This is a genomic window from Streptomyces lothianensis (assembly GCF_047779955.1).
GTDB lineage: Bacteria > Actinomycetota > Actinomycetes > Streptomycetales > Streptomycetaceae > Streptomyces.
In genome coordinates, this window is sequence record NZ_JBLMKT010000041.1 from 141,214 (window position 1) to 165,616 (window position 24,403).

Annotated in this window: 24 protein-coding genes and 1 riboswitch; of the genes, 12 read left to right on the forward strand and 12 right to left on the reverse strand. The window is 71.0% G+C overall.

Going from position 1 to position 24,403, the window contains the following annotated elements:
- Positions 1-202: 202 nt before the first annotated feature.
- On the reverse strand, positions 203-1,015 hold the full coding sequence (locus tag ACLF6P_RS15305) for an alpha/beta hydrolase (RefSeq protein ID WP_415950817.1): 813 nt from the start codon (positions 1,013-1,015) through the stop codon (positions 203-205).
- 215 nt (positions 1,016-1,230) lie between these two features.
- Here ACLF6P_RS15305 and ACLF6P_RS15310 point away from each other — a divergent pair, with 215 nt between their 5' ends.
- From ACLF6P_RS15310 to ACLF6P_RS15325, 4 genes are all read left to right on the forward strand, one after another.
- A complete protein-coding gene (locus tag ACLF6P_RS15310) occupies positions 1,231-2,010 on the forward strand; it encodes a lysophospholipid acyltransferase family protein (RefSeq protein ID WP_415950819.1) in 780 nt (259 codons plus the stop codon).
- A 74-nt stretch (positions 2,011-2,084) separates the two neighbouring features.
- On the forward strand, positions 2,085-3,293 hold the full coding sequence (macS, locus tag ACLF6P_RS15315) for a MacS family sensor histidine kinase (RefSeq protein WP_415950820.1): 1,209 nt from the start codon (positions 2,085-2,087) through the stop codon (positions 3,291-3,293).
- Positions 3,293-3,961, forward strand: a complete 669-nt coding sequence (locus tag ACLF6P_RS15320) for a response regulator (RefSeq protein WP_415950821.1) — start codon at positions 3,293-3,295, stop codon at positions 3,959-3,961. Before macS ends, ACLF6P_RS15320 begins: the two co-directional genes overlap by 1 nt.
- Positions 3,962-4,143: 182 nt before the next feature.
- Positions 4,144-5,181 (forward strand): 6-phosphofructokinase, encoded by a 1,038-nt coding sequence (locus tag ACLF6P_RS15325; protein WP_415950822.1) that lies wholly within the window; start codon positions 4,144-4,146, stop codon positions 5,179-5,181.
- 142 nt (positions 5,182-5,323) lie between these two features.
- Here ACLF6P_RS15325 and ACLF6P_RS15330 read toward each other — a convergent pair whose 3' ends face one another.
- The 3 genes from ACLF6P_RS15330 to ACLF6P_RS15340 all read right to left on the reverse strand — a co-directional run bounded on the left by ACLF6P_RS15330 (position 5,324) and on the right by ACLF6P_RS15340 (position 8,621).
- Positions 5,324-6,331 (reverse strand): 2-hydroxyacid dehydrogenase, encoded by a 1,008-nt coding sequence (locus ACLF6P_RS15330; protein WP_415950823.1) that lies wholly within the window; start codon positions 6,329-6,331, stop codon positions 5,324-5,326.
- Between the two features lie 106 nt (positions 6,332-6,437).
- Positions 6,438-8,372 (reverse strand): anthranilate synthase family protein, encoded by a 1,935-nt coding sequence (locus ACLF6P_RS15335; protein ID WP_415950824.1) that lies wholly within the window; start codon positions 8,370-8,372, stop codon positions 6,438-6,440.
- A 99-nt stretch (positions 8,373-8,471) separates the two neighbouring features.
- Positions 8,472-8,621: a trp operon leader peptide gene (locus ACLF6P_RS15340; RefSeq protein WP_415950825.1), complete on the reverse strand. Its 150-nt coding sequence runs from the start codon at positions 8,619-8,621 to the stop codon at positions 8,472-8,474.
- Between the two features lie 50 nt (positions 8,622-8,671).
- Between ACLF6P_RS15340 and ACLF6P_RS15345 the strand changes: the two genes are divergently transcribed.
- Complete coding sequence (locus ACLF6P_RS15345; protein WP_415950826.1) at positions 8,672-10,024, forward strand: class II 3-deoxy-7-phosphoheptulonate synthase; 1,353 nt, start codon at positions 8,672-8,674, stop codon at positions 10,022-10,024.
- Between the two features lie 144 nt (positions 10,025-10,168).
- The gene (locus ACLF6P_RS15350; RefSeq protein ID WP_415950827.1) at positions 10,169-10,429 is read left to right on the forward strand and encodes a (2Fe-2S)-binding protein; all 261 of its coding nucleotides are present in this window, start codon (positions 10,169-10,171) and stop codon (positions 10,427-10,429) included.
- 73 nt (positions 10,430-10,502) lie between these two features.
- Here ACLF6P_RS15350 and bfr read toward each other — a convergent pair whose 3' ends face one another.
- Positions 10,503-10,982, reverse strand: a complete 480-nt coding sequence (gene bfr / locus ACLF6P_RS15355; protein WP_415950829.1) for a bacterioferritin — start codon at positions 10,980-10,982, stop codon at positions 10,503-10,505.
- Between the two features lie 155 nt (positions 10,983-11,137).
- Between bfr and ACLF6P_RS15360 the strand changes: the two genes are divergently transcribed.
- Positions 11,138-11,761, forward strand: a complete 624-nt coding sequence (locus ACLF6P_RS15360; protein ID WP_415950830.1) for a sulfite oxidase-like oxidoreductase — start codon at positions 11,138-11,140, stop codon at positions 11,759-11,761.
- Positions 11,762-11,801: 40 nt separating this feature from the next.
- Here ACLF6P_RS15360 and ACLF6P_RS15365 read toward each other — a convergent pair whose 3' ends face one another.
- From ACLF6P_RS15365 to thiO, 6 genes are all read right to left on the reverse strand, one after another.
- Positions 11,802-12,386, reverse strand: a complete 585-nt coding sequence (locus ACLF6P_RS15365; protein ID WP_415950831.1) for a DUF4396 domain-containing protein — start codon at positions 12,384-12,386, stop codon at positions 11,802-11,804.
- Positions 12,387-12,483: 97 nt separating this feature from the next.
- Positions 12,484-13,395, reverse strand: a complete 912-nt coding sequence (locus tag ACLF6P_RS15370) for a deoxyribonuclease IV (protein ID WP_415950832.1) — start codon at positions 13,393-13,395, stop codon at positions 12,484-12,486.
- A 28-nt stretch (positions 13,396-13,423) separates the two neighbouring features.
- Positions 13,424-15,364 carry a Stk1 family PASTA domain-containing Ser/Thr kinase gene (pknB, locus tag ACLF6P_RS15375; RefSeq protein ID WP_415950834.1) on the reverse strand — a complete coding sequence of 647 codons (1,941 nt, stop codon included), beginning with the start codon at positions 15,362-15,364 and terminating at the stop codon, positions 13,424-13,426.
- Positions 15,365-15,508: 144 nt separating this feature from the next.
- Complete coding sequence (locus ACLF6P_RS15380; protein ID WP_415950835.1) at positions 15,509-16,303, reverse strand: thiazole synthase; 795 nt, start codon at positions 16,301-16,303, stop codon at positions 15,509-15,511.
- Positions 16,304-16,307: 4 nt separating this feature from the next.
- Positions 16,308-16,553, reverse strand: coding sequence for a sulfur carrier protein ThiS (gene thiS, locus ACLF6P_RS15385; protein WP_415950954.1), 246 nt, complete (start codon positions 16,551-16,553; stop codon positions 16,308-16,310).
- A 59-nt stretch (positions 16,554-16,612) separates the two neighbouring features.
- On the reverse strand, positions 16,613-17,800 hold the full coding sequence (thiO, locus tag ACLF6P_RS15390) for a glycine oxidase ThiO (RefSeq protein WP_415950836.1): 1,188 nt from the start codon (positions 17,798-17,800) through the stop codon (positions 16,613-16,615).
- A riboswitch (TPP riboswitch) is annotated at positions 17,797-17,908 on the reverse strand. It overlaps the preceding gene by 4 nt.
- A 252-nt stretch (positions 17,909-18,160) precedes the next feature.
- Between thiO and ACLF6P_RS15395 the strand changes: the two genes are divergently transcribed.
- The 5 genes from ACLF6P_RS15395 (at position 18,161) to ACLF6P_RS15415 (ending at position 22,788) form a co-directional block, all read left to right on the forward strand.
- The gene (locus ACLF6P_RS15395; protein ID WP_415950955.1) at positions 18,161-19,327 is read left to right on the forward strand and encodes an NAD(P)/FAD-dependent oxidoreductase; all 1,167 of its coding nucleotides are present in this window, start codon (positions 18,161-18,163) and stop codon (positions 19,325-19,327) included.
- 64 nt (positions 19,328-19,391) lie between these two features.
- The gene (locus tag ACLF6P_RS15400; protein WP_415950837.1) at positions 19,392-19,772 is read left to right on the forward strand and encodes an Rv2175c family DNA-binding protein; all 381 of its coding nucleotides are present in this window, start codon (positions 19,392-19,394) and stop codon (positions 19,770-19,772) included.
- Positions 19,773-20,023: 251 nt separating this feature from the next.
- Positions 20,024-20,680: a thiamine phosphate synthase gene (gene thiE, locus ACLF6P_RS15405; protein ID WP_415950838.1), complete on the forward strand. Its 657-nt coding sequence runs from the start codon at positions 20,024-20,026 to the stop codon at positions 20,678-20,680.
- 89 nt (positions 20,681-20,769) lie between these two features.
- The gene (metF, locus tag ACLF6P_RS15410; RefSeq protein WP_415950839.1) at positions 20,770-21,690 is read left to right on the forward strand and encodes a methylenetetrahydrofolate reductase [NAD(P)H]; all 921 of its coding nucleotides are present in this window, start codon (positions 20,770-20,772) and stop codon (positions 21,688-21,690) included.
- 51 nt (positions 21,691-21,741) lie between these two features.
- Complete coding sequence (locus ACLF6P_RS15415; protein WP_415950840.1) at positions 21,742-22,788, forward strand: hypothetical protein; 1,047 nt, start codon at positions 21,742-21,744, stop codon at positions 22,786-22,788.
- A gap of 97 nt (positions 22,789-22,885) precedes the next feature.
- On the opposite strand, the gene ACLF6P_RS15420 is transcribed toward ACLF6P_RS15415, so the two are convergent.
- Positions 22,886-24,385 (reverse strand): phytoene desaturase family protein, encoded by a 1,500-nt coding sequence (locus tag ACLF6P_RS15420; RefSeq protein WP_415950841.1) that lies wholly within the window; start codon positions 24,383-24,385, stop codon positions 22,886-22,888.
- Between the last annotated feature and the right edge of the window lie 18 nt (positions 24,386-24,403).

Sequence of the window (24,403 nt, forward strand, 5' to 3'; positions counted from 1 at the left end):
CTCACCTGCGGTGCTGGGCTCACCCGTGGTGCCGGGCTTGCTCGCCGCGCCGGGCGTGTCCGCGCCGGCGGTCTCGCCGGCGGCTCCGGACTCGCGGACGGCTCCGGACTCGCCGTCCTTGCCCGCCGCCACGGTGTCGTCGGGCGCGAGCGCCTCTTCGGCCCGCTCCTCACGGCTCTCGTCGCGGTCCGCCGCTTCGTGCTCAGCCACCGGCTGTCGTACCTTCCCGGGAATCGGATGCATCGGACGTCTCGGATGTACGGGATGTACCGGATGCGAGCCGGGTGACGAAGGCATGGCTCTCTTCGAAGATCCGGTCCGCGTCATGGTCCAACGTCGCGACGTGGTAGCTCTGTTCCAGCAGGATCTCCTCGACATCCGTGGACGAGACCCGGCTCAGGATCCGCGCCGAGTCGGCCGGCGAGACCACATGGTCCTGCGGGCTGTGCAGCAGCAGCATCGGCTGGGTGACCTGCGGCAGCTCGGCGTCGACGAGCCGGGTGAACTGGCGCAGCGAGTGCGCGGCGTGCAGCGGCACCCGGTCGTAGCCGAGTTCCTCGGCCCCTTCCTTGGCGATGTCGCTGGCGATCCCCTTCGTGCTGCGCACGAGGTGCCGCATGACGGGCAGCGCGAAGGCCAGTGGATCGTGCATCTTGTTCAGCGGGTTCACCACCACGATCCCGCTGATCGCGTCGCCGTGCTTGGCGGCGAGCCGCAGCGTCAGCGCGCCGCCCATGGACAGGCCGAAGACGAAGACCTTCGCGCAGCGCTCGCTCAGGGCGCGCAGCTCGCGGTCCACCTCCGCGTACCAGTCCTGCCATCCGGTCACCTGCATGTCCTGCCAGCGGGTGCCGTGTCCCGGCAGCAGCGGCAGGGACACGGTGTGGCCACGCGCGGCCAGATACTCCGCCCAGGGGCGCAGCGACTGCGGGGAACCGGTGAAACCGTGGCACAGCAGGATGCCGATGTCATCGCCTTCATGGCGGAACGGCTCAGCTCCGGGGAGGACCGGCACCTTCGGTCTCCTTCTTCTGCGGACTCCTGGCCCGGGCGGCCGGAGTGGGGGACGGGAGGCTGCGTTCACGGTACGCGACCGGACCGACACCGACCAGGGCCGACAGGTCACGACCACCCGGGCTGCGGACCGTCGTCCGGGAAGGAGCGCAGGCGGGTGACGGGTTAAGGTCGGGGTGACGATACGAGAAAGGCATCGCGTTGATCTACGGGTTCATGAAGCTCACCGTCGGAGGGGGCCTGAAGACCGTGTTCCGGCCCTGGGTCGAGGGGCTCGAGCACATTCCCGCCGAGGGGCCCGCGATCCTCGCGAGCAACCACCTGTCCTTCTCTGACTCCTTCTTCCTGCCCGCGGTGCTCGACCGCCGGGTCACCTTCATCGCGAAGGCCGAGTACTTCAACAGCCCCGGCGTGAAGGGCAAGCTCACGGCCGCCTTCTTCAAGGGCATCGGCCAGCTCCCCGTGGACCGTTCGGGCGCCCGCGGCGCCGGTGAGGCAGCGATCAGGAGCGGCATCGAGGTCGTCGAGCGCGGCGAGCTCTTCGGCATCTACCCCGAGGGCACCCGCTCGCCGGACGGACGCCTCTACCGCGGCAAGCCCGGCGGCCTCGCCCGGGTGGCACTGGCCACCGGCGCCCCGGTGATCCCGGTCGCGATGATCGACACCGAGAAGATCCAGCCGCCCGGCCAGGTGCGGCCCAAGCTGATGCGCCCGGGCATCCGGATCGGCAAGCCGCTGGACTTCAGCCGCTATCAGGGCATGGAGGGCGACCGCTTCATCCTCCGCTCGGTGACGGACGAGGTCATGTACGAGATCATGAAGCTCTCCGGCCAGGAGTACGTGGACATGTACGCGACGGCCGCCAAGCGGCAGATCGCGGAGGAGGCCAAGAAGAAGGCGGAGCTGGAGAAGGCCGCCGGCAAGGCCGACAAGGCGAGCAAGGCCGACAGGAAGGGCAAGGCCGACAGGAAGGGCAAGGCTGCGGGCGAGGCGTAAGAGGCCAGGAAGGGCCGGGACCAGGAACAGGGCCGGTCCGTATCGGGCTCTACGGGGGCAGGGAGGGGGGAAACATGGCCAGGCGCGAGCGCGTGATGAGGATGTCCGTCGAACTTCCCCTCTGGCGTGCCCTCGCCGCGTACCGCATCGGCACGATGGTGTACGCGATCGTCCTGTTCCTCTCCGCGTACGACGACTTCGACCACCCCACCGTGGCGATCGCCTACTACGCGGTCCTCGCCCCCTGGACCCTCGCCACCCTGCGTTTCGTCTCGAACGCCGCGGCCTGCACCAAGCGCTTCCTCGTCATCGACCTGGGCATCGCGCTCACCGGCATCCTGCTCACCCCGCTCGCCGACTCCGCCGAACGGATCGCCGCGGGCGGGCCCACCCTCCCGTCGATCTGGACGGCGGGCGCCGTGATCGCGTACGCGATCAAGGGCGGCTGGCGCTGGGCCGCCCTCGCCTCCGTCCTCGTCGGCATCGTGAACATCATCGAGCGCGGCTCACCCAGCCAGGACACCCTGCACAACGTGCTGCTCGTCTGCATCGCCTCGATAGGGATCGGATACGTGGTGGAGGTTGCCCGCGCCTCCGAGCGCACCCTGGCCCGTGCCCTGGAGATCGAGGCCGCGACCCGTGAACGCGAGCGGCTCGCCCGCGACATCCACGACAACGTGCTGCAGGTGCTCGCCATGGTGCAGCGCCGCGGTACCGCGCTCGGCGGCGAGGCGGCCGAGCTCGGCCGGATGGCCGGAGAGCAGGAGGTCGCGCTGCGCACCCTGGTCGCGGGCGGGGTCATGCCCGCCTCGCGGGTGTCCCAGGACGCCGGGCAGGGCGCGTTCGTACGGGTTGTGGAGGAGCCCGACGAGGACCCCGACGACCTGCCGCGCGATATCCGCAGCCTGCTGTCCTCCTATGCCGGCTCCCGTGTCACCCTCTCCGAACCGGGCGCACCCGTACTGCTCCCGCCCGCCGCCGCGCGCGAGCTCGCGGCCGCTGTCGGTGCCGCACTGGACAATGTGCGCACGCATGTGGGCGAGGACGCGCGGGCCTGGATCCTGGTCGAGGACTGGACCGACGAAGTGATCGTGACGGTGCGCGACGAGGGCCCCGGTATCCCGGAGGGCCGGCTCGCGCAGGCCGAGGGCGAGGGCAGGCTGGGCGTGGCGCAGTCGATCCGCGGGCGGCTGCGCGACATCGGCGGCGGCGCCGAGCTGATCTCGGTGCCGGGGCAGGGTACGGAAGTGGAACTACGAGTCCCGCGGGGGAAGGCGAGCTGATGACGGAGAAGCCGATCAGGGTGATGGTGGTCGACGACCATCCGATGTGGCGCGATGCGGTCGCCCGCGATCTGGCCGAGTCCGGCCTCGACGTGGTGGCCACGGCGGGCGACGGGGAGCAGGCGGTGCGCCGGGCCGGGGCCGCGGCGCCCGATGTCCTGGTCCTCGACCTCAACCTGCCGCTCAAGCCCGGCGTACAGGTCTGCAAGGAACTGGTGGGCGCCGATCCCGAGCTGCGGGTCCTCGTCCTGTCGGCGAGCGGCGAGCACGCGGACGTCCTGGAGGCCGTCAAGTCCGGAGCCACGGGCTACCTCCTGAAGTCGGCCTCCACGGACGAGCTGATCGAAGCGGTCCGCCGCACCGCCGTCGGCGATCCGGTGTTCACGCCCGGCCTCGCGGGCCTCGTGCTCGGCGAGTACCGCCGCCTCGCCACCGAGCCGGTGCCCGCCACCCCCGACGAGCCGAAGGCCCCGCAGCTCACCGAGCGTGAGACCGAGGTGCTGCGCCTGGTCGCCAAGGGCCTCAGCTACAAGCAGATCGCCGAACGCCTGGTCATCTCGCACCGCACGGTCCAGAACCACGTCCAGAACACCCTGGGCAAGCTCCAGCTGCACAACCGCGTGGAGCTGGTGCGGTACGCGATAGAGCGGGGCCTGGACGACGCGTAGCGGGGCCTGGACGACGCGCGGAGAGCAGTGGCAACGGCCGGTCGCGCGTTCCCCTCGTACGGGTGAAATGCGCTGATCAACTATCAGGCGCCCCAAGGCAGTTGACGCCCTCGACACCGCGATGTGAGCCGGATCACCATTAGCGTGACGGCTCACACAGCGAACGTGGCGAAGGGATTCCCATGGCGGCGAAGAAGATCGGCGTGCTGACCGGTGGCGGCGACTGTCCCGGGCTCAACGCCGTCATCCGCGGCATCGTCCGCAAGGGCGTCCAGGAGTACGACTACGGCTTCCTGGGCTTCCGCGACGGCTGGCGCGGTCCGCTCGAAGGCGACACCGTGCCGCTCGACATCCACGCCGTACGCGGCATCCTGCCCCGCGGCGGCACCATCCTCGGCTCCTCGCGCACCAACCCGTTCAAGGCGGAGCACGGGATCCGCCGTATCAAGGAGAACCTCGCCAAGTACGAGGTGGACTCGCTGATCGCGATCGGCGGCGAGGACACCCTCGGCGTCGCGGCCCGGCTCACCGACGAGTACGGCATCCCGGTCGTCGGCGTACCGAAGACCATCGACAACGACCTGTCCGCCACCGACTACACCTTCGGCTTCGACACCGCCGTCGGCATCGCCACCGAGGCCATCGACCGCCTGCACACCACCGCCGAATCGCATATGCGGGTCCTCGTGGTGGAGGTGATGGGCCGGCACGCCGGCTGGATCGCCCTGCACTCCGGGCTCGCAGGCGGCGCCAACGTCATCCTCATCCCCGAGCAGCGCTTCGACCTCGACCAGGTCTGCGGCTGGGTCACCTCCCGCTTCAAGGCCTCGTACGCGCCGATCGTCGTCGTCGCCGAGGGCGCGATGCCCAAGGACGGCGACATGGTGCTCAAGGACCAGTCGCTCGACTCCTTCGGGCATGTCCGGCTCTCCGGCGTCGGCGAGTGGCTGGCCAAGGAGATCGAGCGGCGCACCGGCAAGGAGGCCCGCACCACGGTCCTCGGCCACGTCCAGCGCGGCGGCACCCCGAGCGCCTTCGACCGCTGGCTCGCCACCCGCTTCGGGCTGCACGCCATCGAGGCGGTACGGGACGGGGACTTCGGCACGATGGTCGCGCTGCGCGGCACGGACATCGTGCGCGTCCCGATCTCCGAGGCGACGGCGCGGCTGAAGACCGTGAACCCGGAGCTGTACCGGGAGGTCGGCGTCTTCTTCGGCTGAGGGGCGCCCGGGTCCTGAGCTGCCATGGCTATTCGTCGGCTGAGCGGTCCGGCCAGGTGGACACCGACCGGGTGGCCCTCGGTCAGGCGGTCTCCGGTCAGGCGGTCTTCGGTCAGGCGGCCCTCGGCCAGGCGGCCCTCGGTCAGGCGGTCTTCGGCGCGGCGGGCACGAGGACGTTCTCGCCGCGCCGCCCCGCCTTGTAGTCGAGGATGTTCTGCAGCGTCGTGGCGATGATCTGCTCGAGCGCGTCCAGCGTGTAGTACGCCTGGTGCGAGGTGACCACGACGTTCGGGAACGTGACGAGCCGGGCCAGGACGTCGTCCTCGACGCCCTGCACCGACCGGTCCAGGAAGAACAGGCCGGCCTCCGCCTCGTACACGTCGAGACCGACGCCCGTGAAGCGCCCCCGCCGCAGCTCGGCGACCAGTGCCTCCGAGTCGATGAGGCCGCCGCGGCTCGAGTTCACCAGGATCGCGTCGTCCTTCATCGAGCCCAGTGCGGCGGCGTCGATGAGGTGCTGCGTGGCCGGCAGCAGCGGTACGTGCAGGCTGACCAGGTCGGATTCGGCGAGCAGCTGCTCCTTGCCGACGTACTTCATGCCGAGTTCGACGCAGGCCGGGTTCTGCGTCACGTCCCAGCCGAGCAGGTTCATGCCGAAGCCGTGCGCGATCCGGGTGAAGGCCTCGCCGATCTTGCCGGTGCCGAGCACGCCCGCGGTGCGGCCGCGCAGATCCCGGCCCATCAGGCCGTCGAGGCGGAAGTCGAAGTCGCGGGTGCGGTTGGAGGCACGCACGATCCGGCGGTTGACCGCCATCGCGAGGGTCCAGGCGAACTCGGCGACCGAGTACGGCGAGTAGTGCGAGACGCGGGCGACGGTCAGGCCCAGGCGCTCGGCCACCTGTAGGTCGATGTTGTTGAAGCCGGTGGAGCGCTGGGCGACCATCTGGGTGCCGCCGGCCGCCAGGGTCTGCAGGACACGGTTGCCGAGGCTGGCGTTGACGCTGGTCGAGATGACCTCGTAGCCCGCGGCGATGGGTGCGGTGTCCTCGTTGAGGAAGACATCGAGGCAGCGGATGTCGTGGTGCGGTTCGAAGGCCTTCTCGATGAGCGGCTTCTCGTCGGCCTGTACGCCGAATGCCAGGATCTCCACGCCCTGCTCCCGATTCCTGAGGCTTTGCCCTGATACGCGCGAACAGCGATATGCGCGAATATACGGCGGCCCGGCCCGGGCCGCCGTACACGCCTCAGAACACGCCTCACACGCGGACCGTCGCCCGCACCGACTCCACCAGCTCCCGCACCACCGCGGCCCCGCGCAGCGTCAGCACCGACTCGGGATGGAACTGCACCCCGGCGAACCCGGGCCCGCGCAGCGCGTGTACCTCACCGCTGCCGGTGCTGCGGCTCACCTCGACGCCGTGTGCCGCGAGCTCGGCCGCCTGTTCCTCGTCGCAGACCGCGGTGAAGGAGTTGTAGTAGCCGACCGTCTCGGGCCGCCCGAAGAGCACGATCCGGGTCTGCGCCCCCTGGTGCGGCACCTGCTTGCGCACGATCTCAAGGCCCAGCTCCGCCGCGAGCAGCTCATGGCCGAGGCAGACCCCGAGCAGCCCGTGCCGGTGGACCCGGACGAGATCGGCGGTCAGCTCGCGCAGGAAGCGCATCTTCGGATCGGTGGTGTCCGAGGGATCCCCGGGGCCGGGGCCCAGAACGAGCGGCCCCTCGTGACTGAGCGCCGCCTCCCGTACGCCCGGCTCGTCGTACCGCCGGACGGTGACGGTCAGGCCACAGGAGCGCAGGACATGGGCGAGCATCGCGGTGAAGGTGTCCTCGCCGTCGATGACCAGCGCATGCCCGCTCAGCTCGCCGCTCCGCTCCTGCATCCGCAGCCAGAACGGCGCGAGGGAGCCGCGCCGCGAGTCCAGCGCCTCCTGCACCCGGGGGTCCGCGCCGAGCCCGGGCCGCGCGTGCTCGGCGCGCGGGCGCCCCGGGCGGACCCCGAGCGCGGCGAGCACCCCGGCCGCCTTGGCGTGTGTCTCGGCCACCTCGTTCGCCGGCACCGAGTCCCGTACGAGAGTGGCGCCGACCGGTACCCGCAGACGGCCGTCGGCCGCGATGTCGGCCGTGCGGATCAGGATGGGGGAGTCGACGGTGCGGGCGCCGCCCGAATCCCGGGCGATCAACGCCAGGGCGCCCGCGTAGTAGCCGCGGCCGCCCTCCTCGTGCCGGCGGATCACCCGGCAGGCGTTCTCCACCGGGGATCCGGTGACGGTGGCCGCGAACATCGTCTCCCTGAGCACCTCGCGCACATCGAGGCTCGACTTCCCGCGCAGCTCGTACTCGGTGTGCGCGAGATGCGCCATCTCCTTGAGCCGCGGCCCGACCACCACTCCACCCTGGTCGCCGACCGTGCACATCATCTTCAGTTCCTCGTCCACCACCATGGACAGCTCGGCGCGCTCCTTGCCGTCGGCGAGGAAAGCGAGCAGGCCATCGGCCGTGGGGCCCTCGGCGGGATAGCGGTAGGTGCCGCTGATCGGGTTCATGACGACCGTGCCGCCCGCCCGTCGCCCACCACCGCCCTCAGCCGAGAGCGCTTCGCGCTCGCTGAAGCCCGTCATGCGCACATGCACCTCGGGGCTCGCGCCAACCAGCGTCCGGTTCCCGGTGTGGACCACGAACGTCCAGTACGCGCCCCGCTCGCCGTCGAGCAGCCGCCGGAAGAGTGCGAGGGCGTCGGCGCGGGAGAAGCCGGGGATCTCGCCCTCGTACGTCCGCCGGATGACGAAGTTGGCGCCCTCGCCCTGCCCGATCTCCTCCCGGATCACCCGCTCGACGATCCCCGCGTACGTGTCGTCGTCGAGGTCGAAGGCCCCGTCCCGCACCCGCACCTCGTGCGCGGGCAGCCGGTCGAGCGCATCGGCCAGGCTCATCTCGTAGGACTCGCGGGCGACCAGGTACGACAGCGGCGTGCCGTCGTCCGTCACCGCGAAGCCGCGCTCACAGATCTGGCGGAAGGGGACGAGGGCGAGCAGCGGCTGCTCGCCGGTATCCGGGAGGTCGGCGAGCAGCTGCGCCTCGTGCATCTCCCCGACCAGGAGCTCGACCGTGTCGTGGTCACGGCCGGGAGTGCGGCGGCGCAGCAGGGCGAAGGGGGTCGAGGAGTCGACAAGTCGGCTGATCTGGTCGTCCATGGTGTGGGTTCCTTCCGGAGCGGATCTCGGGGAGGAACGGCCTGGACCAACGAAGAAGGCCGCCCCTCGGGCGGCCTTCGCGAGTCGTGGAACGCGCAGTCAGTGGGCCGCCGGATGAGCGGTCCACCACCAGTTGTACGTCGAATGCGCGAACATGGCGCCGACCCTAGCGCATCCGCGGCCCGGTGCGTCGGAGCATCCACGAACCCGTGCGACGGACCCGGCCACAGGCAGTGCCTTGCGTCTCATTCCTTGGTCCGCGGCATGGACAGGGGGACGAACCCCGTAATGTTGACGAGGTGACCGTGAACGCTAAGACCACCGCGAACGGTGGCAACACCTGGCGAGACCTTCCCGCGGCGCAGCAGCCCACGTACCCCGATGCCGAGGCTCTGCGCGATGTGCTCGCGGACCTCGAGTCGTATCCCCCGCTCGTCTTCGCAGGCGAGTGCGATCAGCTGCGCAACCGGATGGCCGCTGTGGCCAAGGGTGAGGCGTTCCTGCTGCAGGGCGGCGACTGTGCCGAGGCCTTTGACGCGGTGTCGGCCGACCATATCCGCAACAAACTCAAGACGCTGCTCCAAATGGGTGCCGTCCTCACGTACGCGGCCTCCGTGCCGGTCGTGAAGGTGGGCCGGATCGCCGGCCAGTACTCGAAGCCGCGCTCCAAGGACACCGAGACCCGCGACGGCGTGACCCTGCCGACCTACCGCGGCGACTCCGTCAACGGCTTCGACTTCAGTGCCGAGGCCCGCGTCCCCGACCCCGAGCGCCTGAAGCGGATGTACCACGCCTCCGCCTCGACGCTGAACCTGGTGCGCGCCTTCACCACCGGCGGCTACGCCGACCTGCACCAGGTGCACGCATGGAACCAGGACTTCGTGAAGTCCTCGCCCTCCGGGCAGCGCTACGAGCAGCTCGCCCGCGAGATCGACAACGCGCTGAATTTCATGCGGGCCTGCGGCGCGGAGCCCGAGGAGTTCAAGACCGTCGAGTTCTTCTCCTCGCACGAGGCGCTGCTGCTCGACTACGAGTCGGCGCTGACCCGCGTGGACTCGCGTACCGGCCGGCTCTACGACGTGTCCGGGCACATGGTCTGGATCGGCGAGCGCACCCGTCAGCTGGACGGCGCGCACATCGAGTTCGCCTCGAAGATCCGCAACCCGATCGGCATCAAGCTGGGCCCGACGACCACCCCGGAGGAGGCGCTCACGTACATCGACCGCCTGGATCCGGACCGCGAGCCGGGCCGGCTGACCTTCATCGTGCGGATGGGCGCGGACAAGATCCGCGAGAAGCTGCCCACCCTGGTCGAGAAGGTCACGGCCTCCGGGGCCACCGTCGCCTGGGTCACCGACCCGATGCACGGCAACACCTTCGAGGCTGCCTCGGGCCACAAGACCCGCCGCTTCGACGATGTCCTCGACGAGGTCAAGGGCTTCTTCGAGGTGCACAAGGCGCTCGGCACGCACCCGGGCGGCATCCACGTCGAGCTCACCGGTGACGATGTCACCGAGTGCGTGGGCGGCGGCGACGAAATCTTCGTCGACGATCTGCACCAGCGCTACGAGACGGCCTGCGACCCGCGCCTGAACCGCAGCCAGTCCCTTGACCTGGCCTTCCTTGTCGCGGAGATGTACCGGGACCAGTAACGGCACGACCTCCTGAAGCGGGCGTGGGGCGCGGATCACATGGATCCGCGCCCCACACTGCTTTTGCACATCAGGCGAGCCGGGTAAGGTTAGGTTAGCCTCACCGATCATCGGGAGAGCGCAACCAGGGCCTGTCTTCGGGAGGTGAACGGCGTGTACGTCTGCTCGTGCTTCGGCATCACGGAAAAGCAGGTCAAGCAGCACGCTGACGCCGGCGCCTGCACTCCGCGGCAGATAGCCTCCGCCTGCAAGGCCGGCACGGACTGCGGGTCCTGCGTGCGCCGTATCCAGTCGATCCTCGGCCGGGGCGCCTGCCCGCGGCGCGAGCTCGTCGAGCAGGGCAACGCGGTGGCCGCGCTGGCCCCCGAGAACGCACTGGGCGAGTCGCTCGACGAAGCCGCCTGAGCGGCCCGCCGGGCCGTGACGCCCGTTCCCTCCTCGCGGACCTCCCGGCCCCACCCGGCCGCTTCGGTCGTACTCAGCCCTCCGGCTGCTCGATCAGCTGCGCGATGTACAGCGCCTCACCGAGCTTCTCGACCAGCTCAAGCTGGGTGTCGAGATAGTCGATGTGGTGCTCCTCGTCCTCCAGGATCGATTCGAAGATGTTCGCCGAGGTCACATCGCCCTTGGCGCGCATGACCTCGATGCCGCGCTTGAGCCGGTCGATCGCCTCGACCTCGATCTGCCGGTCGGCCTGGAACATCTCGGTGACCGTCTGGCCCACCCGTACATGGAAGAGCCGCTGGTAGTTCGGCAGGCCGTCCAGGAAGAGAATCCGGTCGGTGAGCACCTCCGCGTGCTTCATCTCGTCGAAGGACTCGTGCCGCGTGTACTTCGCGAGCTTCGTCCAGCCGAAGTTCTCCTGCATCTTCGCGTGCAGAAAGTACTGGTTGATGGCCGTGAGCTCAGCGGTCAGCTGCTCGTTGAGGAATTCGATGACCTCGGGGTCGCCCTGCATCGCAGAGGCTCCTTCCAAGCGCGTTTCGGGGGCAGGTGCGCCGCATCTTTGCACCGCCTCGTCGGACCGTCCAGTAAGTGCATGCTTAGTAGGAGTTGCCCGAATCGGTGCAGACCTGGTCACGTTCACCCTCCGCGGGCTGTCATCATGGAGGCATGGGTCAGCCGGACAGCCGCGAAACGAAGCAGCACGAGCTTCCTCCGGGGCAGCGGCTACAGCGGGGCTGGCCGGTCACCCACTACGGGCCCGTGCCGAAATTCCGGCCCGAGCGCTGGGAGTTCAGGGTCTTCGGCGCCACCGCCGACGGCGAGAAGCACTGCTGGACGCACGAGGAGTTCGGCGACCTGCCGTACGGCTCGGTCACGGCCGATCTGCACTGCGTCACCAAATTCTCCGTCCTGGGCGCCGAATGGGGCGGTGTCCCGGCCCGCGCCATCGTGGAACTCGCGCCGCCCGCGCCCGATGTCACCCATGTGATGGTGTGGGCCGAATACGGATTCAGTTCGAATCTGCGGATCGCCGACTTCCTCTCCGAGCAGGCGATCTTCGCCACGCACCGCGACGGCGAGGTGCTCACCGCCGAGCATGGCTTCCCGCTGCGGCTCGTGGTGCCACATCTGTACGCGTGGAAGGGCCCCAAATGGGTCCGCGGGGTCGAGTACATGACCGCCGACCGCCGTGGCTTCTGGGAGGAGCGCGGTTACCACAACATCGGCGATCCCTGGCGTGAGCAGCGCTACTCGTACCAGGAAGAGCCCGGGGACGGCCCCGAGCTCTGATCCTGGTTTCTCTGCGGTTGTCGGTTGCCGGCCCCGGTGCTCAGTGGAACTGGTGCACCACCGCGTGGCCCTTGCCGCGGCCGATCAGCCACCTGTTGACCGGGGTCGTGACCATGAAGGCGACCGCGAAGGCGAAGGCCAGAGCGCCCCAGAAGAGCGCGTCACCGAGGTGCGCCTCCATGGCGCCCGGTACGGCGAGCATGACCCCGTTGTCGACGATCTCCATCACGGTGATGGAGAGGGTGTCGGCGGCGAGTGCGACGCCGATCGCGGCCTTCGGCGAGACGCCGGCGCGGACCACCGCGAAGAGCGTCAGCGAGTAGCCGAAGAAGAAGGCGAGCACGATCGCCAGGGCCATCGTGGGGGCGGTGCCCCAGCCGAGCGCGGTGCCGATGACCATGCCGAGCACCTCGCCGATGGCGCAGCCGGTGAGGCAGTGCAGCGTGGCCTTGGCGGCCATGGCCCAGGAGACCTTGCCGTGGCCGTGGTGGGCGGAGTGGTCGTCGTGTCCGGCGTGGTCCCCGTGAGTGCTGTGACCGGAGTGGTCGCCGTGGCCCGAGTGCTCACCGTGCCGCTGCTGGTGGTCCTGGTGGTGCTGGTGTGCCTCGTGCGTGTCGTGCTGCATGACTGCTGGCCCCCAACGTCAGGTAGCGGTTCCTGTCGATGATAGGAACCGTATACCCCCCTGGGGTATTCCAGCAAGGCTTTGTGATCCCTCCGCCTCACCCGTCCCGCAGCTTCTTCAGGAGCTCCACATCCGCGGTGTGCCCCGACTGCCCGCCCGGTGTCTCGATGATCAGCGGCACGCCCGCCGTCTCCGGGTGTCGCATCAGGGCGCGGAAGGCGTCCTCGCCGATGTGGCCCTGGCCGATGTTGGCGTGCCGGTCCTTCTTCGCGCCCACGACGTCCTTGGAGTCGTTGGCGTGGATCAGCTTCAGACGCCCTGCGCCGACCGCCTCGACCAGCCCGTCCAGCGTCTGCCGCGCCCCGTGCGGGCCCGTGAGGTCGTGGCCCGCGGCGAAGATGTGGCAGGTGTCGAGGCAGATGCCGAGCTTGGGGTGGTGGTCGAGGGCGTCGAAGTACGGTCCGAAGTCCCAGGTGCGTGAGCAGATCGAGTGCCCCTGGCCCGCGGTCGATTCGAGCAGCAGGTACGGATCGTCGTCGTGCGTCAGCTCGTCGAGGAGCGGCCGCATACGGCTGCGTACCTGCGCGAGGGCCTCCGCCCGGTCGCGGCCCTGCGTGGCGGAGCCGGTGTGCACCACGACGCCGAGCGCGCCGATCTCCCGGCCGCGGCGCAGGGAGTGGCGCAGCGATGCGACGGACTTCTCGACGGTCTCGGGGGAGTGGGAGCCGAAGTTGATCAGGTACGGCGCGTGGATGTACGCCGGGAGCGATTCCTCCGCGCAGGCCGCGCGGAAGGCCTCGTCCTCGGCGGGACTGCCGGGCGGCGTGGCCCAGCCGCGAGGATTGGCCACGAAGACCTGGACGGTCTCGCAGCGCAGTTCCCTCGCGTATGCGAGGCCTTTGGTGGCGAGGCCGCCGGCGACGGGGACGTGGCTCCCCACAGGGTTACGTGTGCTCACGTTTCCCAGGGTGTCACGGGGCCGTTCGCGCGACGGGGGGCGCCCGGGCATCGGGGCTGCGCCCCCACACCCCCCGGGGTCAGCGGATCTTGATCGTGATCGTCGAACCCTTCGGGGCCTCCTCGCCGCCCTGCACCGACTGGCTGTCCACCGTGTCGCCGAAGAGGCCCAGGAAGCCGCGGTCCTCGTCGACCTTGAAGCCCCTGGCCTCCAGGGCGGTCCTTGCCTCGCCGACCTTCAGGCCCGTCACATCGGGCACCTCGATCATCTCCTGGCCCTTGGACAGCGTCAGCGTGATGGTCTCGCCCTTGCCGAGCGAGGCACCGCTGCCGGGTGTCTGCTCGGCGACCAGGCCCTTGTCGTGATCGGAGTAGACGCGCTCCGGGGCGATCTCGACCTTGAGGCCCTCCCGCCGCAGCTCGTCACGCGCCTCGTCGGGGGTCTCCCCGGTGACGTCCGGCACCTCGATCGGCTCGCCCTTGCTGACGGTCAGCTCGACGGTCGTGCCCGACTGCTGCCGCGTACCGGAGGACGGGTCGGTGCGGATCACGCTGCCGCTGGGCACCTCGCCGCTGAACTCCCGGGTGACCGCGCCCGCTTCGAGGCCGGCCTTGGCCAGCTTCTGCTTCGCCTCGGCGAGCGTCGAGCCGCTGACGTCCGGCACCCGCACGATCCGCTGCCCGAGCGAGACGGTCAGCGTGACGGTGCCGCCTTCGCGGATGCGCTTGCCCTGCTCGGGATCGCTGCCCATGACCTGGCCGCGCTCGTAGGTGTTGCTGTACTCCTCGTTCACCTGCTCGTCCACGCGCAGCCCGGCGTCCTCAAGCCGCTTGCGGGCGTCGGCCTCGCTCTTCGCAAGGATCAGCGGGACCTGCGTGAACTGCCCGGAGTTGATGTACCAGACGCCCGTACCGATGCCGATGGCCAGGAGCACGGCGGCGATCACCGTGTACATCCCGCGCCGTCCGGGCCGCGTCGGAGCCGCGCGCCGGCCGGCCGGCGCCTGCGGCGGCCCGGCGGGCGGCATCTCCAGGCGGCTGGTGCGGTTGAGCCGGTCCTCGTCGGCGGGCAGCGGCCGCGGCACCGCGCGCGGGATCACACTCGTACGGTCCTCGGCGATATCGTGCTCCGCCGGCTGGTCGAAGGCGGCCGGCGGCACCGCGTCCAGCTGCGCCTCGCTCAGTGCCGCGCGCGCCTGCCGGGTGCTGCCGAGGAGCGCCACCGCGTCGTAGGGGCGCAGCTCGGGGCTGCGGGCGGTCGCGGTGGCGACGAGTTCGTCGAGGTCGACGGGGAGGCCGGGGACGGCGGCCGACGGGGGCGGCACGTCCTCGTGCAGGTGCTTGTAGAGGATCTGGGCGGGCGATTCGCCGGCGTGCGGCTTGGTGCCGGTGAGCATCTCGTAGAGCATCACGCCGCAGGCGTAGACGTCGACGGAGGGCTCGGCGATGCCGCGCTCGATCTGCTCGGGCGCGAGGTAGGAGACCGTGCCGAGGACGGCTCCGGTGGTGTTCGTCACCGTGTCCACGGAGCGTACGAGCCCGAAGTCGGCGACCTTGACCCGGCCGTCATCCCCTATCAGGACGTTCTCGGGCTTCATGTCGCGGTGCACGAAGCCCGCGCGGTGCGCGGCGCCGAGCGCGGCGAGCACCGGCTCCAGGATGTCGAGCGCGGCGCGCGGCTGCAGGGCGCCGCGCTCGCGCAGCACGTCGCGCAGGGTGCAGCCCGCCACGTACTCCATCGCGAGATAGACGTACGCGCCCTGGGCGCCCTGGTCGAAGACGGCGACCACATTGGGGTGCGCGAGGCGGGCCACGGACTTCGCCTCGCGGATGAAACGGTCGACGAAGGCGGCGTCGGCGGCGAGCGTCGGGTGCATCACCTTGAGGGCGAGCACGCGGTCGAGGCGGGTGTCCACGGCCCGGTAGACCGTGGCCATCCCGCCCACCGCGATCCGAGCGTCGATCCGGTACCGGCCGTCGAGCACCTGCCCGACGAGAGGGTCCTGAAGGGTCGTGTCCACGCGCAGAGTCTACGAGCCGCGGCAGGTGTGGTCGGCTGACCGGGGTGGGACTGGGTCCGAGCTGTGACGTTCGGCGCCGACCCACCCCCGGCCCCGGCGGCGTCCCGGCGGCGCCTGGGGGTGTCCGGCGGTTTTCGGACGCCGTCAGAACGCGGGCCGCTCCGGATCCAGCCGGGCCCGCCCCTCCCTGGGCGAGGACGCCTCCGCGAAGTGCCGGCGGGGAATACGACCGGCCCGGTGGGCGAGGCGGCCCGCCTCGACCCCGTGCCGCATCGCCTCCGCCATCAGCACCGGCTCCTGCGCCCGCGTCACTGCGGAGGCGAGCATCACCCCCGCACACCCCAGCTCCATCGCGAGCGCCGCGTCCGAGGCCGTACCGGCCCCCGCGTCGAGAATCACGGGAACCCCCGCGTTCTCCACGATCAGCTGGAAGTTGTGCGGATTGCGGATGCCGAGCCCGGAGCCGATCGGCGAGCCGAGTGGCATGACGGCCGCGCAGCCGACGTCCTCCAGCTTCCGCGCGAGGACCGGGTCGTCGTTCGTGTACGGCAGCACGGTGAAGCCGTCGTCGACGAGCATCTCGCAGGCGTCCAGCGTCTCCACCGGATCCGGAAGCAGCGTGCGCTCGTCGGCGATGACCTCGACCTTCACCAGATCGGTGCCGAGTGCCTCGCGCGCGAGGCGCGCCGTGAGCACCGCCTCACCGGCCGTGAAACAGCCCGCCGTGTTCGGCAGCACCTCGATGCCGAGCGCGGAGAGCACCGAGAGCACCGAACCCTTGGTGCCGGGATCGACCCGGCGCATCGCCACGGTCGTCAGCTCCGTACCGGAGGCGGTGAGGGAGCGTTCGAGCACGTCGAGGCTCGGCGCACCGCCCGTACCCATGATCAGACGGGAGGCGAAACTGCGCGTCCCGATGACGAGAGGATCGTCGGCCATGTCGTCAGCCTCCCTGTACGGCGGTCAGGACCTCGACACGGTCCCCTGCGGACAGTGCGGTGCGCGGCCACGCACCGCGCGGCACGACGCTCTCGTTGAGCGCGGCGGCCACTCCGGTGGGCGCCGTGGTGAAGGCGGCGACGAGCGTGTCGAGCGTGCTGCCGTCCGCCACCGCGCGCGTCTCGCCGTTCACCTGCACGGCGATCACCTGCCCAGGGGCCTTGCCGGCCTGCCCGGAGGTCCCGTTCACGTGCCCGGTGGCCTCGTTCACGTGCCCGGTGGTCTCGTTCACGTGCCCGGCTCTCTCGTTCATACGGTGTGCTCCAGACGTGCTCCGAAACGCTTCGGGCTGAAGGGCCGCGCCTCCTCGGGGAGTTCCCCGGTCGTCAGCGCGTGCGCCATCGCGTCCCCGGTCACCGGGGTGAGCAGTACACCGTTGCGGTAGTGCCCGGTCGCGAAGAGCAGCCCGGGCAGCAGGCTCGGGCCGATCAGCGGCGCGTTGTCCGGTGATCCCGGGCGCAGGCCCGCGCGGGTCTCGACCAGCGGGAGTTCCGTGATGCCCGGCAGCAACTCGTGGGCGTCCCGCAGGAGTTCGTACACCCCGCCCGCGGTGACCGTCGTGTCGTAGCCCTGTTCCTCGCTCGTGGCCCCGACGACCAGCTCGCCGTCCTCGCGCGGCACGAGATACACCGCGCTGCCGCGCACCACCGCACGCACCGTGCGCTGCAGGAACGGCGGGTACGAGGCAGGCATCCGCAGCCGCAGCACCTGGCCCTTGACGGGGCGGACCGGCACGGCGACCTCGGCGGGCAGACCGGCGAGCCGCCCGCTGTGGCTGCCGCCCGCGAGCACCACCTGCCCGGCGGCCGCGTCGGTGCCGTCCGCGAGCACGACTCCGGTGGCCCGGTCGCGTACCACCGTCAGCCGCTCGGCCCACTGGCGGTGGAAGCGGACACCCGCCCGCTCGCAGGCGATGACCAGGGCCTTCGCCAGCCGGCGCGGATCGATCTGGTGATCGTCGTCGGCCCGCAGCCCGCCCCGGACCCCCGGCGCGAGCATCGGCTCCAGACGGCGGCACTCGCGGCCCGAGAGCCACTGGGAGGTGAGGCCCGAGCGCTGCTGCAGGGCGTGCACCTCGCGCAGATGGGCGCGGTCGTCGGCGTCCAGCGCGACCGAGAGGGTGCCGCAGCGGCGGTGGCCGAGCTGCTCGCCGCTCGCCTCGGTGAGTTCGGCGGCGAAGGCGGGGTAGCGCGCGGCCGAGGCCAGGTTGAGGGCGAGCAGGGTTTCCTCGCCGTAGTGAAGTTCCGTGACGGCGGCGAGCATCCCCGCCGCGACCTGGGCGGCACCGCCGCCGGGTGACGGATCCACGACGGCGGTGCGCAGGCCCCGCTGCGCGGCGCGCCAGGCCGTCACGAGGCCGATGATGCCGCCCCCCACGACGAGGACGTCACAGGGCGTACGGGTGTGGGTATTGATGTCGGTGGGCAAGCGTGACATGGGTGTCGAGCCCCTCCCTTCGCCGGCATGACCCGGATCAGGTTCATACGGTCGGAGGCCGCCGCCTCCCTCTCAGCCCGGCACGTCCGGGCTCCCGCGAGTTACGTTGGCCACCTTAGCCTCAGGTCCGGCTCGCTTGAAGGGGAGCTCCGCCGGACACCCGCGAGGGGCCGGGCGCTTCCGGTGCAGGGGGCTGGGCGTATCCGGTGCGAGGGGCCGGGCGTATCCAGAGGGCGTGCGGTGGGCGCCTGCTTCCGCGGCACTCTTCCTGACGGATCGTCAGTTGATTAAGGTGATCGGGTGAACGAGCAGAGTCAGGTACCCGGGAAGCAGCACGGCGTCGTCATCGCCGGTGCGGGGATGGCCGGCGTGCAGACGGCGGTGGCCCTGCGCGAACAGGGCTACGAAGGGCCGGTCACCCTGATCGGCGCGGAACCCCACCAGCCCTACGACCGGCCACCGCTGTCCAAGGCGGTGCTGCTCGGGAAGGCGGAGGGCTCGGCCCTTGAGGTGGACTTCCCCGCCCTCGGCGTCGAACTCCGGCTCGGTCGCGAGGTCACCGGCCTGCGGACCGACGCACACGAGGTCGACAGCCCGCACGGGCCCATCCCGTACGACACCCTCGTCCTCGCCACCGGGGCGGAACCGCTGCGGCTGCCCGGGGCGGAAGGCGTACCCGGCGTGCACCTGCTGCGCACTCTCGACGATGCGCAGCGGCTGCGGCCCGTGCTCGCCGAGCAGCACGACATCGTGGTGGTGGGCGCGGGCTGGATCGGTGCCGAGTTCGCGACCGCGGCCCGGGATGCGGGCTGCGCGGTGACCGTCGTCGAGGCGGCGGACCGGCCGCTGGCCGGGGCGCTGCCCGGCGAGGTCGCGGCGCCGATGGCGCACTGGTACGAGGAGGCGGGCGCGGCGCTGCGCACCGGGGTCCGCGTCCAGTCCGTCGAACCGGGCGCGGTCGTGCTGTCCGACGGCACGCGGCTGCCCGCCGGTGCGGTGGTCGTCGGCATCGGCGCACGTCCGGCGACGGGCTGGCTCACCGGCTCGGGCATCGAGCTCGGCCCGGACGGCGCGGTCCTCGCCGACGCCTCGCTGCGGGCCTCGGCCCCGGACGTGTACGCGGTCGGCGACTGCGCCTCGTTCCCCTCGGCGCGATACGGGCGGCGCCTGCTGATCCACCACTGGGACAACGCCCTCCAGGGCCCGCGCACCGTGGCCGCCAACATCCTCGGCACGCAGCCCGCCGTCTACGACCCGGTCCCGTACTTCTGGTCCGAACAGTTCGGCCGCTTCGTCCAGTACGCGGGCCACCATGCCGCCGCGGACACGATGCTGTGGCGCGGCGACCCCGGTGATCCGGCCTGGTCGGTCTGCTGGCTCCGCGACGACGCCTTGGTCGCCACCCTCGCGGTCGGCCGTCCCCGCGACCTGGCCCAGTCCCGCAAACTGATCGAATCCGGCATCCCGCTGGACGCGGCCCGGATCACGGACCCGTCGGTTCCCCTGAAGAAGACGGCACGCGAGTAGAGCCGCGGGGGTGTGGGGGGCGTCAGCCCCCACCTGTACCCCCAAAACATGGCACCCTTGGTCCGTGACCGAGATTGACGCAAAAACCGATGCTCTCGTCCCCGCGTGGCTCAACCTCCCCGAGATCGCCGAAATGTTCGGCGTCGAGGTGACGCGTGTGCGGCAGCATGTCCGCGAAGGCCGGCTGCTCGCCGTACGCCGTGGGGAGAACAAGGCACTGCACGTGCCCGCCGCCTTCATCGACGGCAACGCCGAGGACGGCTACAAGATCGTCAAGGGGCTGCCCGGTGTGCTGACCCTGCTGAAGGACGACGGCTTCACCGACGAAGAGGCCCTCGAATGGCTCTTCACCCCGGATGACACCCTGCCCGGCACCCCCGCACAGGCCCTGAGCGAGAATCGCGGCACGGAGGTGAAGCGCCGCGCCCAGGCGCTCGCCGTCTGACAGTCGAGCCCGTCTGACAGTCGAGCCCGTCTGGCAGCCGAGCCCGTCTGACAGCCGAGCCCGTCTGACAGCCGAGCACGGCGGCGAGCCGAGCACGGCAGCGAGCCACGCACGGCTGACGTTCGTGTACGGCTGACATCCGCGTACAGCACAGCAACAGCAGGCATGCGGGCCCCACGCCCGGGACCGACCGGAACCGACCGGAAGGCGCCCCGGCCGCGGGGCCCGTGCGCCGCGACCGAGGGGGATCCATGCCCGTCACCGCAGCAACGCGCCGCGCCCAGCTCGCCGAGTCCCGGCTCTACCTGTGCACGGACGCCCGCAGGCGCCAGGGCGACCTCCCCGAGTTCCTGGACGCCGCACTCGGCGGCGGCGTCGACATCGTGCAGCTGCGCGACAAGGGCATGGAGGCCGCCGAGGAGCTGGAGCACCTCGCCGTCTTCGCCGAGGCCTGCCGCCGCCACGGCAAGCTCCTCGCGGTCAACGACCGCGCCGACGTCGCGCACGCCGCAGGCGCCGACGTCCTCCACCTCGGCCAGGGCGACCTGCCGGTTCACGCCGCCCGCGCGATCCTCGGCGAGGACGTCCTCATCGGCCGCTCCACGCACGCCGACTCCGAGGCGGAGGCGGCCGCCGCCCAGCCCGGCGCGGACTACTTCTGCACCGGCCCCTGCTGGCCCACCCCCACCAAGCCCGGCCGTCACGCCCCCGGCCTCGACCTGGTCCGGCACACCGCCGAACTCGGCACGGACCGCCCCTGGTTCGCCATCGGCGGGATCGGCCTCGGCAATCTGGACGAGGTGCTGGAGGCGGGCGCGCGCCGGGTCGTCGTCGTGCGCGCGATCACCGAGGCCGAGGACCCGGCCGCTGCGAGCGCCGAGTTCGCCGAGCGCCTGCGGGCCGCATAACTGTCCAAGGGGTGGACGGAAACCCGGCAAAAACCGCATAATCCCCGCCCGCGGTTGGGGTGCGCACGCGGCGTGACTAACCTGCCGGTATGGCCCTCGGTACCGCTTCCACCAGGATGGATCGCGCGCGCACGGTCCGCGAGATGCTCGCGACCGGCAAGACCACGCTGTCCTTCGAGTTCTCCGCGCCCAAGACCGAGAAGGGGCAGCGGAACCTGTGGACCTCGCTGCGCCGCGTGGAGGCGGTGGCCCCCGACTTCGTCTCGGTGACCTACGGAGCCGGCGGTTCGACCCGCGCGGGCACCGTCTCGGAGACCGAGCAGATCGTCGCCGACACCACGCTCACACCGGTCGCGCATCTGACCGCCGTCGACCACTCGGTGGCCGAACTGCGCAACATCATCGGCCAGTACGCCGACGCCGGGATCCGCAACATCCTCGCGGTCCGCGGCGACCCGCCCGGCGACCCGATGGGCGAGTGGGTCAAGCACCCCAAGGGGCTGACGTACGCGGCCGAACTGGTCCGTCTCATCAAGGAGTCCGGCGACTTCTGCGTCGGTGTGGCGGCCTTCCCGGCCATGCACCCCCGCTCGCCCGACTGGGATGCGGACGTACGTCATTTCGTCGACAAATGCCGCGCGGGCGCCGATTACGCGATTACCCAGATGTTCTTCCACCCCGAGGAATATCTGCGACTCCGTGACCGTGTGGAGTCGGCCGGCTGCGAAACGCCGATCATCCCGGAGATCATGCCGGTCACAAGCGTGCGGATGCTGGAACGACTGCCGCAGCTGAGCAACGCGATGATCCATCCCGGACTGAAAGAGCGGATCCTCACAGCCAAAGACGACCCCGCGGCTGTACGCTCCATTGGCATCGAGTTCGCCACGGAGTTCGGTGCCCGGCTGAAGGCCGAGGGAGTGCCCGGTTTGCACTTCATCACCCTGAACAACTCCACCGCGGCTCTGGAAATCTACGAGAATCTGGGCCTGCACAACCCACAGGCCTGAACCGGCGCAGCCGCACACCCCTACGCGGCGGGCCGTAGGAGAGGGGCGTACATGGGCTGGACGGTCCTCTACATCGCGTTCGGACTGGTCGCGCTGTGGCTGCTCGGCGAAGTGCTGCTGCAGTACAAGGCGCGGCTGCGCTGGCGGCTGCTCGCCTTCGGCGGCTTCCTCGGCGTGGTGCTCGGCGTGCTGATCCCCTCCGTGTACGTGATCGGGGCGGGAGCCATGGCCTTCGCCGTCGGCCAGACGTATGTGACCCTCTCGTTCCGCCGCGGCTTCTCGACCGGCTGGGCCATCGGCGGCAGCCCGGGGGAGAGCCGCCGCCGCAAGGGCGTGCCCGGCGACGATCCGACGCTCGAGGTCTCGGAACTCGAATACGAGGCGGAGTACGGTGACGAGGACGCGGGCGAGCGCGAGGGACACGAGCCGGCGGCCGCCCCCCATGGCGACTCCGCTCCTGGCTACGACGACACCGCTCCCGGCTACGACGACCGCGCTGCCCGCTACGACGACCGCGACTCCGGCTACGACGAGCCGGAGTCCGTCTTCGGCGGGCCCGGAGCCTACGGGAGTGACGACGGCTACCCGCAGGAGCAGCCCTCGTATGCGCAGCAGCAGCCCTCGCTCTACGCGACCGAGCCGATGCCCGATGACACCGGCAGCTACGGCATCTACGACGACGCCGCGGCACAGGGCTACCCGCAGCAGCCGGCCGCCGCTTCCGCCGACGCCTCCGGGTACGGCTACGGCGGGTACGACGATGCCTACACCCAGCAGGCCTACGGCTACGACCAGCAGGGCCAGCAGAGCTACGCGGCCTATTCGGACCCGTACATCGGCTCGCAGCCCTACGACACCGGCCAGTACGAGACGTACGGCGGCCAGCAGTCGCAGCAGGGCTACGACAGCGGCCAGTACCCGCAGTACCAGCAGGGCGCCTACGGCGACGGCACCCCGCCCGACGGGGTCTGGGTGCCGCAGCAACGCAACGGGGACGAGACCTTCGCCGGCGGCCTGCCGCCCGAGCAGCCGGGCTATCAGCCCTACCAGCAGGACGCGTACGACACCGGGTACAACGAGCAGCAATACCGCTACTGAGCAGTGGAGGCACTGAGCGCTACTGGCCAGAGCCAGTGCCAGTACCAGTGCTAATGCCGCTGCCGTTACCGATACGCGCGGGCCGGACGGCCGGGGCTCACTGTGAGCCCCGGAAGTCCGGCCCTTCGACGATCAGACCGGCGACCAGGGCGCCGGACATCCCGGCGTGCGGCAGTCCGCCGCCGGGGTGGGCCCAGCCGCCGGCGAGGTACAGACCGGGCAGCCGGGTCGTGTTCGACGGGTGGAGGAAGCGGGCGTCGCCGCCGGCCAGGGAGGGGTGGGGGACCGGCCCGCCGGTACGCACCTCGCGCCACAGGAGGCGCTCGCGCAGCCCGGGAACGGCCCGCTCGGCGGCGGTGATCATGCGCTCCGCACAGTCCTTGGCACCGGCGGCCTCGTGCACGACGGCGGACAGGACCACACCCTCGCGCCCCGCAGCACCCTCGTGCCCCGCAGCACCCTCGTGTCCCGCAGCACCCTCGTGCGCTTCCGGCACCAGCGCCGGATCGCCGGGCCGCAGCACGGTCACGGTCGGGGTACAGCCGGTCCGCGAGCCGCCCGTCAGGGCATCGAGTTCGGCCTTGCGGCCGGGGGTGTGCACGACGGTCCGATGGGCCGCACCCTCCTCCCGTACGCCGGACAGGGCGAGCAGCACCGTGCAGCGTCCGGGACGGGCCCGTCCCGTGTCGAGCACCGCGTCCTCGCCCGGGGCCTGCAGGGCATGCCCGGTGAGTCGGCCCGCATCGGCCCCGGCGACGACGTACTCGGCCTCGTGCACGCTGCCGTCTGCCAGCTCGACCCCGGCCGCGTGCCCGTCCTTCTCGACGATACGCACGACCTCGGCGCCGAACGTGAACCGCACCCGGCGCTGCAGGCACCGCTCGTACACGGCGCGGGCCAGCTCGCGGATCCCGCCGCGCACGTACCAGGTGCCGAAGGCCTGCTCCATGTACGGGAGCACGGCGGCGCTCGCCGGCACGCTCCGCGGATCGAGCCCGTACGCGAGCACGGAGCTCTCCACGAGGGCGATCAGCCGCGGATCGGCAAGCTCGTGCCGCATCGCCTCGGCGAACGTGGGCGGCCGCCTGCGCAGCAGGCCCGCCCTGCGGACGGCGGGATACGGGTCACGCTCGCCGAGCACCCGCCAGTCCTGCCAGAGCGGCTCCTCGAGCAGCGGCCTGCGGGTGCGGTCCCAGGCCTCGCGGGCCCGGGTCAGGAACGAGGCCCAGCGCTCACCGCTGCCGCCCCCGAGGGCCGCCTCGATGGCCTCGACCGCGCCCGCGCGGGAGGCGTTGGGGACGTCGAGCGAGGTGCCGTCGGGGAAGACGTGCCGGACGGCGGGATCGACCTGTACGAGTTCGACGCAGTCCTCGAGCGGCTGCTTGCCGGTCTTGATGAACAGATCACGGTAGACGGCGGGCAGCGGAAGCAGCCCGGGCCCGGCATCGAAGCGGAAGCCGTCCCGCTCGACCTGCCGCACGGACCCGCCGTAGGTCTCGTCCCGCTCGAACACGGTGACCTGGTGCCCGGCGACGGCCAGCCGCGCGGAAGCCGCCATCGCCCCCATACCTGCGCCGATCACCACGATGTGTGCCATGCGGTGGACTGTACCGGG